We start from the raw sequence: 17813 nt of genomic DNA, 5'->3' as shown, positions 1-17813 counted from the left end.
ATTAAAATGGCAAGTACCGAGAATAACCAGAGGGTTAGTATGAGAATTATTGCTTGCGGTGATTTATTGTTTTCGAGCCGAAATCTGGCGAAAAGATTAGATTCCAGCATCGTAGAATTATTACAAAGCGCCGACGCGGTGTTCGCCAATGCCGAATTTAGCTGTCCGCAACCGAACCTCCCGCCAGCAGCGGGCCGCGGTTATATTACCGCCGTAAAACCCGTTACGCTGGATGAGTTCGTCGATTTAAATATCCGCCTGGTCTCCTTTGCCAACAATCATACCGGCGATTTCGGCTGGGAAGGCGTGATCGATACGATGGAAGCCGCCGAAGCGCGTAATCTGATCCCGTGCGGCCTGGGGCGTAACCTGGATGATGCCCGTCTTCCCCGTTTCCTCGACACCGCCAAAGGGCGTGTCGGCGTAGTTGCGCTGGGTTCCACTCGCTCAGAAGTGTTTCTGGCGGCCAACGGCGGCGCGGGCACTCTGCCACGCCCGGGCCTGAACCCGCTGCGCTGGGGCCGTGCTTACGTTTTACCGGATGACCAGTTTGAACAGCTCAAAGCCATCACCCGTTCGCTGGGGATTGATGAGAGCGTCCGCGAGGGTATGCGCGTCGAAGTGATGCCGCCAAAAGATGAAAACGAATTCATATTCGGCTCGTTGTTCGAGAGCGCCCTGCAGATTGAGCGCGGCGAAAAAGCCCATGTACGTACCTGGTTTAATGAGCAAGATTGTGTCGCCAACGAGCGTAGCATTCGCGACGCGGCGAATCGGAGTGATTTCACCCTGGTTAGCCTGCATACCCATGAAGGGGATAAAGATAGCTGGTACTCTCCGGAGGCGCCGGAATTTATCGAACGCTTTGCCCGTCGGGCGGTCGATGCTGGTGCAGATACGGTTGTCTGTCACGGGGCACACTTTATGCGCGGTGTTGAAATCTATAACGGCAAGCCGATCTTCTATAACCTCGGCAGCCTTCTGATGGAGTTCGAAGCCGGCGAGTCGATCATCGGGCCCGAGATGTATCAGGCGTATGGCCATGCGGTGGATGCCCGCCCTTCTGAGCTACACCGCGCTCGCGCCAAAAACAGCGCAGGCGAGTTCACCGGTTTCAATGCCGAAGCGCGTTTTTCTCAAAACGCCCTCGCCATATTTGATGTGACCCCTGACGGTTTGGCCTGCCAGTTACTGCCTCTGGATTTGGGAATGAGCCGCGAACGTGTTCTTTCTCGTGGTCTGCCGGAAACGGTCACCCATCAACAAGGTGCAGAAATTGCCAGTTTGCTTACCCGGTTGAGTCAACGTTACGGCACCAGGTTTAGCTACGATCAGGAAAGCGGCTTAATTAAATTCTCTTAAGCACGCACGATTTCAGGCCTTAACAAACCCGCCAGTTGACCGCTAAGCCACTGGCGGGTTTTTAATGTAAAGGGAAAGGCAGGTTTGCTGACAGCCGCGATACCCGGCCTGATGCCTTATGGGGGAGGATGTTTCAATGATGCTCTCTTTTTCAATGCGGCAATAACACGTTGCACAGTAGAATACGGCAAATCCACCCGTTCCCCCTATTTCAGCCAGCGTGCGTCTTTCGTTATTACGTCACCATGTAATATCCGCTACACAAATAACGCCCTCCGTTTTACCGGTGTTTACTTCACTTTCATATTCAATGTATGTATGAAAATATTGGCCATATGATGCGGTAATAGCGTGATTCTGCGTGGGAAGTTTTATAATGAATGTTGTCCAGGCCTTCCGCTCTCAATGAAAGGCATTATTTCTTCGACGAAAATCATATTAAGCTTGTGGGTATTCGTCAAAAAACATATCCAGCCCGGCTTCAAACAATTCACCGATATCCAGAGGGTTTGACGGATCAAGCATACCGTTGTGCACCATCCCGAGCCAGTTTGGCGCCAGTAAGAGATGAGGAAACTGGACCAGTTTGTCACACCTGAGTTCTCCCTCTCTGAATGCGGTCTCCAACAACGGCCTCAACGTATCGATCAGCGGTTCATGAACGTCCTGTAAATACGCTTTAGCCAGCGCCGGAAAACGGGTGCTTTCAGTAATCACCAGTCTGGCAATTTGAGCCCGGCCCGATGACTCCAGCGTTTTTATGACAGGTAAAAGCACACGCTTCAGGTATTGCTTGATGCTCTCTCCCTGCTGACGTGGTTCAGACTGAAGTTCCAGAGGAGCTGTCACAATAAACTTCTGCAAAACGCTTTCGAAAAGACTCTCTTTCGTCTGAAAGTAGTTATATACCGACCCCTTGGCCACCCCTGCTTTTTTACAAATGTCGCTGACTCGCGCATCAGCAAAACCACGCTCGATGAATTCCTCCATCGCCGCTTTGATGATGGTTTCACGCGTTTTTTCGGTCTTTAATCGGCTTGGGCCTCGTTTCTTACCTGTCCGTCCTGAACTCTTGTTCACACCATTCTCCTCCTGCCTGCGGACCCGATTACAAAATTGACCTTTAGGTCATTTTTGATCTAATATTGTGACATGCGTCATATAATGACCGCAAATTATTGTCAGACGATGCTCTCATCGTTCTCCTGTACATACCGGAAGTGAGACAAAATGCCCCGGATCCCCGCAGTCAATATTAACAAAGCATTACTGGTTTTGTTCGCGCTTGTCGTTCTGGGGATGAACTTACGAAGTCCTCTAACGGCTGTTCCGCCCGTTCTTCAGTCAATACGTAACGATCTGGCTCTGAATGCAACGTTGTCAGGGCTTTTGACCAGTATTCCCGTCCTTTGTTTCGGGGTTCTCACCCCCCTGGCATCCCTGCTGATTGCCAGAATAGGGATTAATAAAAGTATGTGGTTTACGCTGGTCGGCACTGCTATCGGCATTTTGTTTCGCCCCTATACCGGAACGCTCGGGATGCTGGCCGGCACATTTCTTCTTGGTGCCGCCTTAGCGGCAGGAAACATTGTCAGTCTGATGATCATTGCCCGGGATTTCCGTCAGCGCATGAGTATGGTAACGGGTATCTACACTTCCTCCCTTAATATTGGCACTATGCTGACAAGTTCTTTGACGGCCCCAATCGCACTCTTTACCGGCTGGCAATTTGCACTGGCCAGTTGGGTATGGCTCCCCCTATTTGCGCTGGTATTATGGTTATACTCACAGCGGCGAAGCGCGCCTGCGACCAGCATTTCGCCGGAATATAATCCATTGCCGCTACAGTCCTCGCATCCTGTCTCCGGGATAAGAAAAATAGCGATTGCCGCACTGAGCGCGGGTTTTGTGGCGCATCTCTTTATTTATTATGGCATCACCGCGTGGCTACCTTCATATCTGATAACAAATGGCGGTATGCACGCGGCGACGGCGGGAGGGATCGCCTCCATATTTCAGGGAATGGCTCTGCTGGGGGCGTTCGGTGTACCTGTGCTGAACCGTTATATCAAATCAGGTTATCTGATGGTCGCGATGGGGGTATGTTGGGGAGCATCGATTCTCTTTATGTCTTTTTTCCCCCGTCTCTGGCCAGTATGGTGTTTCATTGGTGGGATTGCCCAAGGCGGTGGTTTTGTGGTGATCTTTACTCTCATCATGCAGCTATCGCCCGATCTTGATGATAATCGACGGATATCGGCGATGGTTCAGGGGATCGGATACACGCTGGCTTCTCTTGGCCCGATAGTTGTTGGGCAATTTCATGAAATGAGCGGGCAATGGCGCCACTCCTGGGAATGTCTGACAGGTGTCTCTGTGATTATGATTTTGTCCGGCGTCATCATCATCACAATTGTGGATAAAACAACGTCCCGGATCGAGCGGCCGGTTGAGGATGGTCAGCGGTGATAAGCTCCTGCTCTCTTTTACCCTATCCCCTTCCTCTCTTTTCTGACGTGTTTAATCATCAGAGTTCCGGGGGAGTCATTAAGTATGAGCAAGAAAACTTGTGATGTATGGCTTTCAGAGCGTCTTCCCCCTCGCTGAAGATGGGTTGTTTCCACAACTGTTGATATTGCAAAGGAATGCACGATATTCGTTAAGACTGAACTCTCGGATGATATAAAAAATCTGCCCTGGCTATCCGGGAACGGATTGACATCAATTCCCGCCAAAGCAGCGTCACGCCTCCACTGCCGCAGGGTTCATTTGCTTAATCAACTGATATAATACCTGTGCATCAATGGCCTTACAGATCCCCGCAGGTCGTTGCATCACCGCGTCCTCGGCGGCCAACATCGCGTTAATGACCGCCTCGTGGGTGCTTTCCACCGCAGCCAGATAGAGGGCATCGAAACATTCATCGTTCAGATACTCGAAAGACTGGTGCATTCCCGCCAGTTGTGGCAAAGGTGCAGCGTTAGCAGTGCTGAAAGCTAAAAAGATATCGCCAGAATTGTTGCCTCCAGGGCTACCGGATTTCGCAATCCCCAACCCTGCCCTCCGGGCCAGGCGCTGTAACTGGTGCGGCATTAGCGGAGCATCGGTAGCCAGGACCGTGATAATAGAACCACGCTCTCTTTCCAGTCCCGAAGGTACTTCGGGCATTAATTTTCCCACCGGCACGCCAAACAGTTCGAACCACTCTCGCTGACCGTAGTTAGCCTGCACTAACGCACCCAACGTATAGTCTTTCCCCTCCACCGTAAAACGGCGCGATGCAGTACCGGTGCCTCCTTTAAAACCGTAACAGATCATGCCATTACCACCGCCGATGTTTCCTTCAGCCAGAATACCACCAGTTGCGCTATTCAACGCTGCGAGCGCATCTTCCTCAGTGATGTGCAGCCCGTTGATGTCGTTAATGACACCATCATAGGTTTCGGCAACCACTGGCATGGCCCACAGGTGATTCAACTGCCATATGTTGTGATAATGCTCGACGATCCAGCGTACCGCAGCGTGATGGACTATTCCGACCGAATGTGTGTTGGTCAGACATACTGGTCCAACGAAATAGCCGCCGTCCCGAATCCAGTGTCCACCGGTCATTTCACCGTTACCGTTAAGTGCGTGACAGCCTGCCCACACCGGCTGGGGCTCTGACTGGTACCCCCGGGGCAGTATTGCTGTCACTCCTGTTTTGATACGTTTGCCATCGCGACTGACACCATCAATAGTGTGATAGCCCACCAGCACACCTTCGACATCGGTAATCGCATTGTAGCGTCCCGTTATACCGGGAAATTTAAGCCCCAACTGACGCGCCCTAACTTTAGTCATTATCCTTTTCCTTTACCTGGCCGTCTGTCGGTTGCGCAAATACAGGCCCAGTGCGGCGATCAGCAGAGAGCCCAAAATCAATAGTGTGGCAATTGCATTAATCTCCGGCTTGATTCCCCGCCGGATCATGCCGTAGATCTGTACCGGTAACGTGGTAGCATCAACCCCTGCGATAAAATAAGTAATCACCAGATCGTCCATCGAAATGATGAAGGCCAGCAGCGCCCCGCCAGCGATACCAGGCGTCAGCATGGGCAAAGTGATGCGCCGGAAGGTCGTCCAACCGTTAGCGCCCAAATCCGCCGACGCCTCCTCCAGCCGCCCGTCCATACCCGCCAGTCGGGCACTGACGATCAGAAAAACGTAACTACACAGGAAAGTACAGTGACCAATGATGATCGATAGCCGTCCCAGTGGCACGCCCACGTTGACGAAAAAGATCAGTAGCGCGATGCCCAATACGATATCAGGCATCATCATGGGAACATACAGCAGGAAATTGTAGAACCCATGCAGCCGAAAGCGGTAGCGAGCCAGCGCCAATGCGGTCGCCGTGCCGATTGTTGTCGAGATGACGGTGGTACACAGTGCGACAAACAGACTATTTTTCAACGCTCGCAGTACCTGAGCCGTTGAATCAATGTAAAGCGCATTGTCTGCCAGCCGATTATCCATCCCAAATAGCGATCGATACCAGTCAACGCTGAATCCTTGCCAGACCATCATGTTGAGCGGGTTGGCATTAAACGAATAGATCACAATGAGCAGGATCGGCAGATACAAAAACGCAAAAAACAGTGTGCCGTAACCATTGAATAGCCAGGCGGCCAGACTCGCCCGAAGATTAGTGCGCATCACGCCTCCCGTAGCGACTACTCAGATAGAGATAGAGAAACAGTGCCAGCAGCACCATTGACATTAGCAGCATGGCAAGTGCTGCGCCGAACGGCCAGTTACGGGCGGCCAGAAACTGCTGCTCGATTAAGCTGCCTATCATCACCACTTTCGCCCCGCCCAGCAGTGAAGGCACAATGAAGTTCCCCAGACTGGGAATGAACACCATGATGCAACCTGAAACCACACCGGGCAGGGTCAATGGAAAGACGACCCTGCAGAAAGTTTGCGCCCTGTTGGCCCCGAGATCATAAGACGCATCCACCAGTCGGTGATCAAGCTTCTCGACGCTTGCATAGATGGGCAGAAACATAAAGGGAATGTAGATATATGCCATACCGATCAACACAGCGGGTTCGGTATAGATTAAATCCAGTGGCTTCGTCATCAACCCAGAGAACTGCAAGATTTCGTTGAGAAATCCTGATGGCCGCAGAATTAATACCCATGCATACAGTCGAACGATGAGACTGGCGAAAAATGGCAGCGTAATGAGGAAAAGCAAGAAATTACGCACTCTCGGCGACTTACCTCTGACCCAAAAGGCGATGGGATAGCAAATAAGCAGGGACAGTAGCGCACTCATCAACGCCACACGAAACGACGTCAGGATAATATGCAGGTAGAGTGGATCGAACTCCTCCAGTATGCCATCCGCCCAGCCCAGAATGCGGCCATAGTTATCTGGATAAAAGTGCCATTCGACACCGCCATACAGCCCAGGTGTCAGCACACTGAAAATCGCCATGATCGTCAAGGGGATAAACAGAAATATCCCCAGCAGCAGCGTCACGGGCGTCAGCAACCCCGTCAGAGCAAGAGACATTTTATTTTTAGGCATTGATTTCCTCCTCCCGCTGCAGCAAACGACCAGAAGCGATCGAGTACCACAGATGGACGACGTTACCCGGAAAAAGCGAATCTCGCCGCCCGGCGGAAATTTCACGGATCAAAGCCTTGACGACTTCCCCCTGCGAGGAACGCAGGACAATCTCAATATCCGTACCTAAAAAGATGACTTGTTCCACCACGCCGCGGAACTCGCCATAACGGGCGATATCCTCCGGAGGGGTTAACTGGAAATGCTGTGGTCGTAACAATAGCCAAAGTGTCTGTCTCTCCCGCCAGGGTCCGTTGGCGTCAACCAGGAATATCTCCCCGGCCTCGCTGATCAGTCGCAGTACGCCGGATTCACTACAATCCACTCTTACTCTAATCAGGTTACTTTCGCCGACAAAGCCAGCGACAAAACGGTTCGCAGGCTGATGGTAAACGGCCTCAGGCGCAGCGTTTTGTTGAATCTTTCCACCGTTCAGCACGATAATGCGATCCGACATCGTCAGGGCCTCGTCCTGATCGTGAGTAACGAAGATGAACGAGATACCCAGTTCGCTCTGCAAACGCTTCAGTTCGAGTTGCATCGTCTTGCGCAGGCTGCGGTCCAGCGCTGACAACGGTTCGTCCAACAACAATAATGTTGGACGATTAATGATGGCTCGTGCCAGTGCGACTCGCTGCTGTTGCCCGCCTGAAAGCTGCGATGGCCGACGTTTCTCCATCCCGCGCATGCCCACCAGTTCCAGCGTCTCTGCCACTCTCTGGTTACGCTCCCGGCGCAGTACCCCGTGGATATCCAGGCCATAACCGACATTATCAGCCACTGTCATATGAGGAAACAGAGCGTAACTCTGGAAAACCGTATTCACTGGTCGTCGGTGTGGCGGTACCTGATTCATTCTGTCGCCGAGAATGAACAGTTCACCGCTGTCCAGGCGTTCAAATCCGCTGATGCTCCGCAATAAGGTAGTTTTGCCGCAGCCGGAGGGACCCAGCAAAGTAACAAACTCATTGTCTCGCACTGAAAAACTGATGTCGTCCAGGGCCTTAACGCTCTGTCCCTCGGGTGTGCGGTAGTATTTAACGGCGTTTTCCAGGGCAACAACCGTACGGTAGTTATTTTCATGCAACATGGGCAATCCCGGTCAGTGTGCGGATATGGAAACGATCAGTTAGCGCTACGGAAGCGAGTCCACACCCGATCATACAGGCGCAGGTCTTTGCCCAGATTAGTGAAAATTTGGAGTTTTGCCCTGACCTCCGCTGGTGGGTTAGCCGCTGGGTTGTTCTTCAGCGCATCAGGCAACAGTGCCACCGCATCGCGGTTCGGCGTGCCGTTCATCTGCTGAGCCGTATTCAGTGCCGCTATTTCCGGCTGAAGAAAGAACTCCATAAATTTTTTGGCATTCGCCTTGTTCGGTGCACTATTCAGGACACACATGTCCTCCTGGTACATCGTCGCGCCTTCTTCAGGAATGACGTAGGCCAGTTCGTCCGGATTCTGAGACACATACATCAGCGCCCCAACGAAATATTGAGCGGCTGCCACATCGCCGGATTGCACCAACGGTACACTTTCATAGGTTAAGGCAGAGATCAGCGGCTTACGGGCGGTAAGCCAGTCGGCTGCGACCTTCAGATCCTCTGGGTTGGTGGTGTTTACCGATTTATGGTTGACTATCAATCCGACTCCCAGCGTTTCCCGCATGTCGTCGAGCATAATCACTTTCTTGCCTTTTTTTGCCTCGGCGAAGAAGTCCTCCCACGACGTAATAGGCTTGTCCACTTTCTTTTTATTATAGAAAATCCCCACTGTTCCCCAGGCGTACGGCAGGCAGTATTCTCCTTTAGGATCGGTTTTCGCCCGTAAAAACTGCGGATCGATATGGGTAAATCCCGGTGCCTGATTGATGTCCGTGCGAGCCAGCAGCTTCAGAGAGGCCATGGCATCTTGCATGTGCACTGAGGGAAAAACGATGTCGTAACCGCTGGCGCCAGCCTGGATTTTGGCCAGCATCTCCTCGTTGCTGCCGTAGGTATCAAGCTTAACCTCAATACCTGTCTCTTTAGTAAATCGGGACAACACCTCCGGGTTGATATAATCACCCCAGTTATACAAGTGCAATTCTTCCGCCGCCTGTGCTGCCCCGCAGCCTAGCGCACCTAGCAGCAGTAATCCGCGAGCGATATTCTTCAGCCGTTCTACCTTGTATCTGGTCTGCATCATTTCTTCTCCTCGTGGTTTTGACATAATTATGTCTTTCGATTGAAATTTGCAATTTTAATGCCAGACTAAGAGATGTCAGATGCAGTAAACGACATTTTTATGTCATAAAAATGGAAAAAGATATTTTTATACCTTAATCATCAACGAGGTAACCCGATGATCGAAGAACGGCTGAAACAGCTGGACGGTAAACTCACCCCAGCTGAATGGACGCTGTGGGCCTATATCAAGGCAAATCTTGAAAATATTGCGTTCGAAAATGGTGCAACGCTTGCGCAAAAAAGTGGCGTGAGTCCGAACACCGTCAGTCGCTTTCTGCGCCGTCTGGGCTACAAGGGATTGAAAGGACTCAAAGAAGATCTGCGTGACGAGGTACGAGTACGTTCTCTGCTTAATACCACCTTACTGGAACGGGTCGAGTCGAGAACAGACGATCTGACCCTCCATCTGAACCAGGAAATCGCCGCATTGGTCAAGTTTAGGGAACAACTCGACAGCCAGCACTGGCAGGATATAGTGGATTGTGTCAGCCAGGCGGAGCACGTTTTCATCTGTGGTTTTCAAACCATTCGCGGTCTGACAGAAGATTTCGCCAATCGCCTTTCGTTGGTCAGGCCTGACGTCACGTTTCTCGACCTCTATGGTGGCGTGTTGGGACGCTGGATCGACAGCCATGACAAACGCTGCTGTGTCATCCTGATTGATGTCGCACCCTACGCCGATGTGGGGATCGCATTCGCCAACGACTGTATTGGAGACCGTACAAACACCGATTTGGTCGTATTCACAGATGAATACGGCATTGCCAAATATATGAACACTCCACATATTATGGCTATCACCACTAATACCGGTCTGATGCTGGAGTCCACCGCCGGATTAGCCTACGCACTGAACGTATTACTGCACTGCGTCGCCGCCAGCAACCGCGACAAATTGCAACACAGACTGGAACTCTACGACAGCCGAGTCAAACACCTGAAACTCTACCGAACTTGACAACCTAAGGTGTCGGGCAGGTGATAAGTTAAAACGCATACAGATTGAGTTCACGGGCAACAGCAACGCCAGTGCCCTCTGCAAGTCAGGAGTACGACCACGAGAAATCCAACTTACATAAAGGGCAGATGATGAGTCCTCTGACATAACAGGCAGCATCGAATTTCCCGAATCCCCCTTGCCCTATAATGGTACACACCTGCCAGTTAACACGCCTTTTTAGTGCACCAGGCATTATCCTGGTGCAGCACATCTCGCCTGTGAGTCTCCCGAAAAATCATAACAACATGAAAAATAATATAAAAAAAATCATGGCACACCATTTGCTTATCTCTGGCACAACCGTTCGAAAATTAAGTTAATCATGAAACACCAGTACCAATGATTGAGGGAATAGAATGAAGAATAATGATGCACCTGAAAATAGCCAGTCACTGGAGACCGTGATTCGCAAGCGCTATAGCATGTTATCACCCTCAGAGAAAAAATTTGTTTCAGTATTATTAGAACAACAAAACCATCTGGGATATTACAGTGCGACGGAACTGGCAATAAAAGCAGGGGTATCAAAATCTACCGCCGCTCGCTGTTTTCGCCAACTGGGATTTAGTGATTTTAATGAGTTTCGCCAAAGTGTATTGCCCCTTCGCGAAAATACAAACTCACCGCTGGCGCAAATGGCGCGAACTGAAAACCGGGATCTGGACGCCACGTCTCGATTCGAAAAACATATTTATCAAGAGCAGGAAAATTTAAACCAGCTATTACTTTCCGGGCAACAAAAATCTCTGGAAACGTGTGTGGATATTGTTGGTTCTGCGTCACATGTCTGGATTGCAGGGTTTCGTAATGGTTATACCCTGGCATGCTATGCCCAGGCACTATTATCCAATATCCGATCGCATGTCACTCTTTTGAATAAAGGGGACGGGCACTTTGCGGAAAACCTTGCCAGCATGAAAGCGCAGGATGTTCTTATATTAATGGATTTCCCTCGCCGGACTAAATTACTTTCCCACATCGTACAGATAGCCAAAAAAAACAACGTGCGCATTGTGGCCTTCAGCGATCAAACATTATCGCCAGTCACCTCAGAATATGAAGTGGTAATTAGTTGCCAAAATGAAAGCATCACATCATTTAATTCTTATATTGCTGGTCTGAGCATGGTAAATTATCTGACCAACGAAATTAGTTTTGCTTATCCAGAACAATCCCAGCGTACATTGCAAAGAATAGAGCAAAATCACCAGTTAATGAGTGATCTTATTGATTAAGACCGAAAGGAAAAACAATGCCAAGGTATATAAACGTCGCCATTGGTCAATTAGGACCAGTGAATCGCGAAGACTCTCGCACATCTGTAATAAACCGTATGATGAAAATGATGCGGGAAGCCAAGGCGCTTGCTGCTGATATTATCGTCTATCCAGAACTGGCATTAACGACATTTTTCCCACGCTGGTATATGGAAAAAGAAGATATTGACCAGTGGTTTGAAAAAGAGATGCCGAGTAAAGAAACTCAACCGCTATTTTCACTGGCCAAAGAGTTGAGTATTGGTTTCTATTTGGGATATGCCGAAAAAGAGACTAAAGATGGCTGCGCACATTATTATAACAGCGCAATTCTGGTTGATAAGCACGCTGAAATTATTGGGAAATATCGCAAAGTTCATCTGCCAGGCCATAAAGAATATGAGCCGTGGAGACGTTTTCAACATCTGGAAAAACGTTATTTTGAACCGGGCGATCGCTTTCCTGTATGGACCGCTTTTGATGGCGTTATGGGCATGGCGCTTTGTAATGATCGCCGCTGGCCGGAAACGTATCGGGTTATGGGGTTGCAGGGAGTAGAAATGGTGTTCATCGGCTATAACACGCCGGTACATAATGCCCCGGCACCGCTGCATGACGATCTGTCGCTGTTTCACAATCAACTTTCATTACAGGCTGGCGCCTATCATAACGGCTGCTGGGTAGTCGGTGTTGCCAAAGCCGGTTGTGAAGAGAATATTGAGCAAATAGGCGGGAGCTGTATCGTCGCGCCATCAGGCGAAGTTGTCACCGCTTGCATCACGAAAGGTGACGAAGTGGTGGTCGCCCATTGTGATCTCGATTTTTGTCAAATTTATAAACGCACTACCTTTAATTTCGATCTCCATCGGCAGCCTCACGCTTATAAAGAAATTATCCAATATAAGGGCGAGACATTAAACGCTGACGGTTCGTTACGCTCATAAACTATCCATCCATTAAAACTGTGAGGTACTTTATGCTTCATCTTAAAAAGATTCTTCTGTTCTCCTTTTCATTCATATTGCTGGCCATGCTCTCCCGAATGGCAAATGCTGATGACGGTCTGGCAAAAATAAAGCAGCGAGGCTCACTGATTGTCGCTACTGGCAATTATAAACCCTTCGAATATTATGACGATAACAACCAATTAGTTGGTTACGACATTGATATTGCCAGAGCAGTGGCAAAAAAAATCGGTGTCAAACTAAAAGTGGAAGATATGCAATTTACCGCATTAATTCCATCGGTACAGAGTGGTCATGCCGATATGGTTATTGCCGCCATGTACATCACCGACACGCGAAAAAAAGTGGCGGATTTTTCACAGCCCTATTTAAAAACAGGCATGGTATTCGTCACCCGTTCTGATAATACGACCGTGACAAATGCTGCATCTTTAAAAGGACTAACCGTAGGGGTAAAAAGCGGTGCGACGAGCGAACAGATTGCGCACCAGCTTAATAAGGACATTCCCTTTACGATTAAAACCTATCAGGATACTGCCCAGCAGACCATGGACCTCGCGAATGGCCGCCTTGATGTAACAATCAACGACTTATTAAATCAGCTTGAGCTGAACAAAGTCTTCCCACAGGTAAAAATTGTTGGTAAACCATTTACTGAGGCAGCACTGGGTATTGCCGTAGCGAAGGGTAACACTTCCTTATTATCCATCATTAATGCGGTAATCGCTGAACAAAAAGCAAATGGTGAAGCTGAAAGCCTCTATAAAAAGTGGATTATTGGGCAGTAACTTTCTTTCCAGGGTAAATCCTAATGATGACGCTGAATTATGAAGTTGTATTAAGCAAAATGCCATTATTGCTTCAGGGCTGTTTAATGACTCTGGAAGTATCCCTATTGGCTTTATTACTGGGGGTGACCACAGGAATTATTGGTTCATTATGTCGCCTGTCCACCAATAAATTTCTGAACCTGTTAGCATTCCTGTATGTCTGGTTTTTTCGTGGTACTCCTTTTATGGTTCAGCTTTTTATTCTCTATTTTGGTTTACCGAGTATTGGTCTGCCCATGAGTAGTATGAGTGCCGGTATTATAGGACTGGGGTTATATACCGGCTCCTATATCACGGAAATCATCCGCGGTTCTATTTTAGCCGTAGATAAAGGCCAGGCGGAGGCGGCTGAATCGTTAGGAATGAATGGTCCACAAGCGCTCTGGCATATCATTGCGCCGCAGGCCATTAAGTTATGCATTCCGGCACTGGTTAATCAATTCATAATGACCATTAAGAACTCCTCTATCGTCTCTTTAGTCACGATATCGGAACTCTTTCATGTGGCGGATCGCATTAACTCATCAACATTTCGTTCCTTCGAAGTTTATACCACTATCGCGGTGCTGTACCTGATCATGAACTCGGTCTTCATGATTGTGGCAGCCAGACTGGAAAAAAGGATGGCCCGTTCATGAATCATTATATGCTTGAAATGCATCAGGTCACAAAACGCTTTGGCGATCACGAAGTGCTAAAACAATTTTCCTTACTGGTTTCCCCCGGTGAAAAAGTCGTACTGATCGGGCCGAGCGGTTCAGGAAAAAGCACCGTACTCCGCTGTATTAACCATCTGGAACCAATCCAGGGCGGGAATATTATCGTCAACGGTCACGAGGTAAGAGATAAACGTTCCTTGCGCCAGTTGCGCCAGAACATCGGTATGGTGTTCCAGCGTTTTAATCTGTTTCCCCATAAAAGCGTACTGGAAAACGTTATGTCCGGACCAGTCATCGTCAAAAAAATGCCCGTTGCCGAAGCCCGCCAACGAGCACTAAGCCTGTTGGATCGCGTCGGCCTTGCCGACAAAGTGCACAGCTACCCCAAAGAACTCTCTGGCGGCCAGCAACAGCGCGCGGCCATTGCCCGGGCGCTCGCCATGAATCCTGATGTCATGCTGTTTGACGAGCCGACTTCCGCGCTTGACCCTGAGCTGGTTGACGAGGTGCTGTCGGTAATGACCAATTTGGCTAAAGAGGGCATGACGATGCTGGTCGTCACGCATGAGATGGCGTTCGCCCGTGAATTTGGCGATCGTGTTCTGTTTATGGATCAAGGCATGGTGGTCGAGGAAGGCACCGCAGAACAGATATTTACTGCGCCGCAACAGCAGCGGACCCGCGATTTTTTACGCCGCGTATATCGTCACGCAAATTAACCACAATCCCCAGGAGAGAGACAATGACAGATCTGATTCGCGCGGTCGTTAACTCATCACGTTCAGCGCCCAATGATGTGCTGTCGGCCTTCACGCCATCAGTGTTGAAAAATGTTATCGCGTTCCATCAATCCATTCCCGGTTATCGCCCAACGCCACTAACACCGCTTCCACTGCTCGCCCGTACGCTGGGAGTAAAAACGATACAAGTGAAAGATGAGTCGCACCGTTTTGGCCTCAATGCCTTCAAGGCGCTGGGGGCATCCTGGGCGATGGCGAATCACCTTGCGCAGCAACTGGAGCTAACGGAGCAATCGCTCACCTTCCCCCAGCTACAAGCAGCGTTGCGCCATCAGCCTTCGCTAACTCAAACCTTTGCGACCACGACGGACGGCAATCACGGGCGCGGCGTGGCGTGGATGGCACGCCTGTCAGGACAAAAAGCGGTCATTAACATGCCCGCCGGCACCACCACCGAACGCTTACAGGCGATCCGCGCGGAAGGTGCGGCAGCGCAGATTGTACCGATGAACTATGACGATGCCGTACGTCTTACCGCAAAGCAGGCGGAGGAAGCAGGTTGGGTTATCATGCAGGATACGGCCTGGCCCGGTTATGAAGCGATCCCCTTGTGGATCATGCAGGGCTATAGCACGCTGATTACTGAAATCGCAGAACAGCTCACTGAATTGCCCACCCATCTTTTTGTTCAGGCTGGCGTTGGCGCGTTTGCTGGCGCTATTCAGGCGGCAGCCATTGCCCGCTGGGGCGAACAAGCGCCCAGAGTGATCATTGTTGAATCCAGTCAGGCAGATTGCCTTTACCGTTCAGTCCAGCGCAACGACGGACAAACCGTCGCCGTCAGCGGCGCGCTGGAGACTATTATGGCCGGTCTCGCCTGTGGCGAAGCCAATACGATCGCCTGGCCCATTCTTCGCGATAACAGCTACGCCTTTCTCTCCTGTGAAGACGAGGTCGCAGCACTCGGAATGCGCATGTTAGCCGCGCCCTGCCCGGGCGATATGCCCATTACCAGCGGAGAATCCGGTGCGGTCAGCGCCGGTGCGCTGGGGATACTGATGCAGCCGGACTATGCATCAATGGCACAAATGCTCGATCTGGATCACAACGCCCGCGTTCTGCTAATCAGCACCGAAGGCGATACCGACAAAGCCGGCTATCGCAACATTGTCTGGGGCGGCCAGCATACGCTTTCCTTGTAGTCACCATCTAACCTTCGAGAACAAGAATGAATCAACAACGCCAAAATACGGTTATCACCTGCTGCCAGCGTTTAATCCAGAAACAAAGTTACTCCGGGCAGGAAAAAGTGGTCGTGGATGAAATTCACACTATTATGACGGAACTGGGCTACGACGAGATCACCATTGATCGCTACGGCAATATTATCGGGATGATGAAAGGCCATCTGCCGGGCAGACATATTCTGTTTGATGGGCATATTGATACCGTTCCGGTAAATGCCGCTCAGTGGCAATACTCCCCCTATTCCGCGGAGATTATCGATGACAAAATATATGGTCGTGGCACTTCCGATATGAAAGGAGCAGTTGCCGCCATGCTGACCGCCATTAGCAATTTCGCCCACGATAGCAACCGGCAGTTTGCCGGAAATCTGTACGTCTCCTGTGTTGTACATGAAGAGTGTTTTGAAGGTGTCGCCAGCCGGTTGATCAGCCAGAATGTGAAGCCGGATGTGGTGATCATTGGCGAAGCCTCCGAGCTGAATCTGAAGATTGGTCAGCGCGGGCGCGCAGAAATCTTACTGGAAACTTTCGGTAAACCTGCCCATTCCGCCAACCCGGAAACCGGCATCAATGCGGTCTATAGCATGGCTACTTTACTGAATGCGTTGCAAAAACTACCCGTGGAACAACACCCGCAGTTAGGTAAAGGGATCCTGGAAGTAACGGATATTAAATCCTCCCCCTGGCCTGGCGCTTCCGTGGTTCCTGACTATTGCCGGGCCACAGCAGACCGTCGTCTGCTCACCGGAGAAACACCGGCATCCGTGCTTGCGCCATTGCAGATGTTGCTCGATCAGTGCGCCGAACATAACCCACATTTTAAGGCGAAAGTGAGTTTTGCTGAGGGAGAGGAAACGTGCTGGACTGGTGAACAGATTCAGGCGATGCGGTTTTTCCCTGGTTGGATCATGGATGAGGCCAGCCCGTTGGTGCAAACCGCTCTGACCGCTTTGCGTGAATCCGGTCTGACGCCAGAGGTGACCACCTATTCTTTCTGCACTAACGGCAGCCATTATGCCGGTGAAGCAAATATCCCAACGCTCGGCTTCGGGCCATCACGGGAGAACTTAGCTCATGTGATCGATGAATACATCGAAGTGAAACAACTGCTGGGCGCATCACAGGGTTACTATGCGTTGGCAAAAGCGTTAACTAAATCTGAAAGTTGAGCCGCCGATGCCGTTAGAGACAGCTTGATTGCGGAGGCTTTCACGTGCAGAACGCCCGATTCCGACTGCGCAGAGCATACTGATGTTCTGTGCGTCGGAACGTATTTGTTCAGAGGGTATCACATCGCTGAGCAAGATATTACCGGGCGGTGTCCCGTAACGGGTCTCGGTATCGTCATTGTGCCCAAAGCCTATCATCAAGGCCGAGGGCGCAGGACATAATGGGTCTGCGTTCAAGCCTGATAACGCGGAGGAGAGACGTTGCAGGTTTAACTCTGCCCAGAAGATGGCTTCTGTATTGCACAAAACTTCACTAACCGTAATTTCAGCAGTATCCGCCTTCCGTTTAATCACATGGCGATTTCTTTTGCTCAACTTTAATCGTTTATACGAATTTACGAGTCGTCTCGTATGCCTGATCAAGAGTGGCAAAATTTGAGACATTACCCATTGTCGATCTGATACTCTCTCTTACCGCTACCTTGCCACCGGTTGCTGGTCGTTTGCCTGACAAAGGCACCCGGCGTTGATGATATAACGCCTTTTCGCAGCGCTAATGTCAACGCCGAAACCAACGAGTGAATCGCGGTAGTTGTCAGTGATAATATAGTGTTTTCGTTCACGACGGGATAAACAGATGACTCACCCTTGCTGGTTGCCGCCTGGTTTTATGCCGATAGATAACGTGTTGATTATCATCGGCTGATTGAGTGTCATTGCCATAAGATGTATGCCCGTAAAGC

General features: G+C 50.2%; 16 protein-coding genes. 10 read left to right on the top strand and 6 right to left on the bottom strand.

What is annotated here, in order from left to right; all coding sequences use genetic code 11:
- Positions 1 to 39: 39 nt before the first annotated feature.
- A complete protein-coding gene (locus ABK821_RS01790) occupies positions 40 to 1362 on the top strand; it encodes a CapA family protein (protein ID WP_343178621.1) in 1323 nt (440 codons plus the stop codon).
- A 438-nt stretch (positions 1363 to 1800) separates the two neighbouring features.
- Here ABK821_RS01790 and ABK821_RS01785 read toward each other — a convergent pair whose 3' ends face one another.
- Complete coding sequence (locus ABK821_RS01785; protein ID WP_241675610.1) at positions 1801 to 2442, bottom strand: TetR/AcrR family transcriptional regulator; 642 nt, start codon at positions 2440 to 2442, stop codon at positions 1801 to 1803.
- Between the two features lie 150 nt (positions 2443 to 2592).
- On the opposite strand from ABK821_RS01785, the gene ABK821_RS01780 reads away from it, so the two are divergent.
- Complete coding sequence (locus ABK821_RS01780) at positions 2593 to 3831, top strand: MFS transporter (RefSeq protein ID WP_308564485.1); 1239 nt, start codon at positions 2593 to 2595, stop codon at positions 3829 to 3831.
- A gap of 273 nt (positions 3832 to 4104) precedes the next feature.
- Here ABK821_RS01780 and ABK821_RS01775 read toward each other — a convergent pair whose 3' ends face one another.
- The 5 genes from ABK821_RS01775 to ABK821_RS01755 are packed head-to-tail and all read right to left on the bottom strand — an operon-like array spanning position 4105 to position 9163.
- Positions 4105 to 5205: a P1 family peptidase gene (locus ABK821_RS01775; protein WP_343178623.1), complete on the bottom strand. Its 1101-nt coding sequence runs from the start codon at positions 5203 to 5205 to the stop codon at positions 4105 to 4107.
- A gap of 12 nt (positions 5206 to 5217) precedes the next feature.
- Positions 5218 to 6060 carry an ABC transporter permease gene (locus ABK821_RS01770; RefSeq protein ID WP_138359839.1) on the bottom strand — a complete coding sequence of 281 codons (843 nt, stop codon included), beginning with the start codon at positions 6058 to 6060 and terminating at the stop codon, positions 5218 to 5220.
- Entirely contained in the window at positions 6050 to 6940 is an 891-nt protein-coding gene (locus tag ABK821_RS01765) for an ABC transporter permease (RefSeq protein ID WP_138359840.1), read from the bottom strand. The genes ABK821_RS01770 and ABK821_RS01765 overlap by 11 nt, the downstream gene beginning before the upstream one ends.
- Positions 6933 to 8069: an ABC transporter ATP-binding protein gene (locus ABK821_RS01760; RefSeq protein ID WP_138359841.1), complete on the bottom strand. Its 1137-nt coding sequence runs from the start codon at positions 8067 to 8069 to the stop codon at positions 6933 to 6935. The genes ABK821_RS01765 and ABK821_RS01760 overlap by 8 nt, the downstream gene beginning before the upstream one ends.
- A 35-nt stretch (positions 8070 to 8104) precedes the next feature.
- The gene (locus ABK821_RS01755) at positions 8105 to 9163 is read right to left on the bottom strand and encodes a spermidine/putrescine ABC transporter substrate-binding protein (RefSeq protein WP_241675611.1); all 1059 of its coding nucleotides are present in this window, start codon (positions 9161 to 9163) and stop codon (positions 8105 to 8107) included.
- Positions 9164 to 9319: 156 nt separating this feature from the next.
- Here ABK821_RS01755 and ABK821_RS01750 point away from each other — a divergent pair, with 156 nt between their 5' ends.
- The 8 genes from ABK821_RS01750 (at position 9320) to ABK821_RS01715 (ending at position 17070) form a co-directional block, all read left to right on the top strand.
- Entirely contained in the window at positions 9320 to 10162 is an 843-nt protein-coding gene (locus ABK821_RS01750) for a MurR/RpiR family transcriptional regulator (RefSeq protein WP_138359842.1), read from the top strand.
- Between the two features lie 398 nt (positions 10163 to 10560).
- A complete protein-coding gene (locus ABK821_RS01745; protein WP_138359843.1) occupies positions 10561 to 11439 on the top strand; it encodes a MurR/RpiR family transcriptional regulator in 879 nt (292 codons plus the stop codon).
- A gap of 17 nt (positions 11440 to 11456) precedes the next feature.
- Complete coding sequence (locus ABK821_RS01740; RefSeq protein ID WP_138359844.1) at positions 11457 to 12404, top strand: N-carbamoyl-D-amino-acid hydrolase; 948 nt, start codon at positions 11457 to 11459, stop codon at positions 12402 to 12404.
- A 32-nt stretch (positions 12405 to 12436) separates the two neighbouring features.
- Positions 12437 to 13213 (top strand): ABC transporter substrate-binding protein, encoded by a 777-nt coding sequence (locus ABK821_RS01735; protein WP_138359845.1) that lies wholly within the window; start codon positions 12437 to 12439, stop codon positions 13211 to 13213.
- Positions 13214 to 13236: 23 nt separating this feature from the next.
- On the top strand, positions 13237 to 13893 hold the full coding sequence (locus ABK821_RS01730) for an amino acid ABC transporter permease (RefSeq protein ID WP_206665966.1): 657 nt from the start codon (positions 13237 to 13239) through the stop codon (positions 13891 to 13893).
- A gap of 8 nt (positions 13894 to 13901) precedes the next feature.
- Complete coding sequence (locus ABK821_RS01725) at positions 13902 to 14633, top strand: amino acid ABC transporter ATP-binding protein (protein WP_138359875.1); 732 nt, start codon at positions 13902 to 13904, stop codon at positions 14631 to 14633.
- Between the two features lie 23 nt (positions 14634 to 14656).
- Positions 14657 to 15856, top strand: coding sequence for a diaminopropionate ammonia-lyase (locus tag ABK821_RS01720; protein ID WP_138359846.1), 1200 nt, complete (start codon positions 14657 to 14659; stop codon positions 15854 to 15856).
- A 26-nt stretch (positions 15857 to 15882) separates the two neighbouring features.
- Complete coding sequence (locus tag ABK821_RS01715; protein ID WP_138359847.1) at positions 15883 to 17070, top strand: YgeY family selenium metabolism-linked hydrolase; 1188 nt, start codon at positions 15883 to 15885, stop codon at positions 17068 to 17070.
- Positions 17071 to 17813: the final 743 nt, after the last annotated feature.

The organism is Klebsiella sp. KE9456, assembly GCF_043832615.1.
GTDB lineage: Bacteria > Pseudomonadota > Gammaproteobacteria > Enterobacterales > Enterobacteriaceae > Klebsiella > Klebsiella indica.
This window is presented reverse-complemented; position numbering and strand designations above follow the sequence as displayed.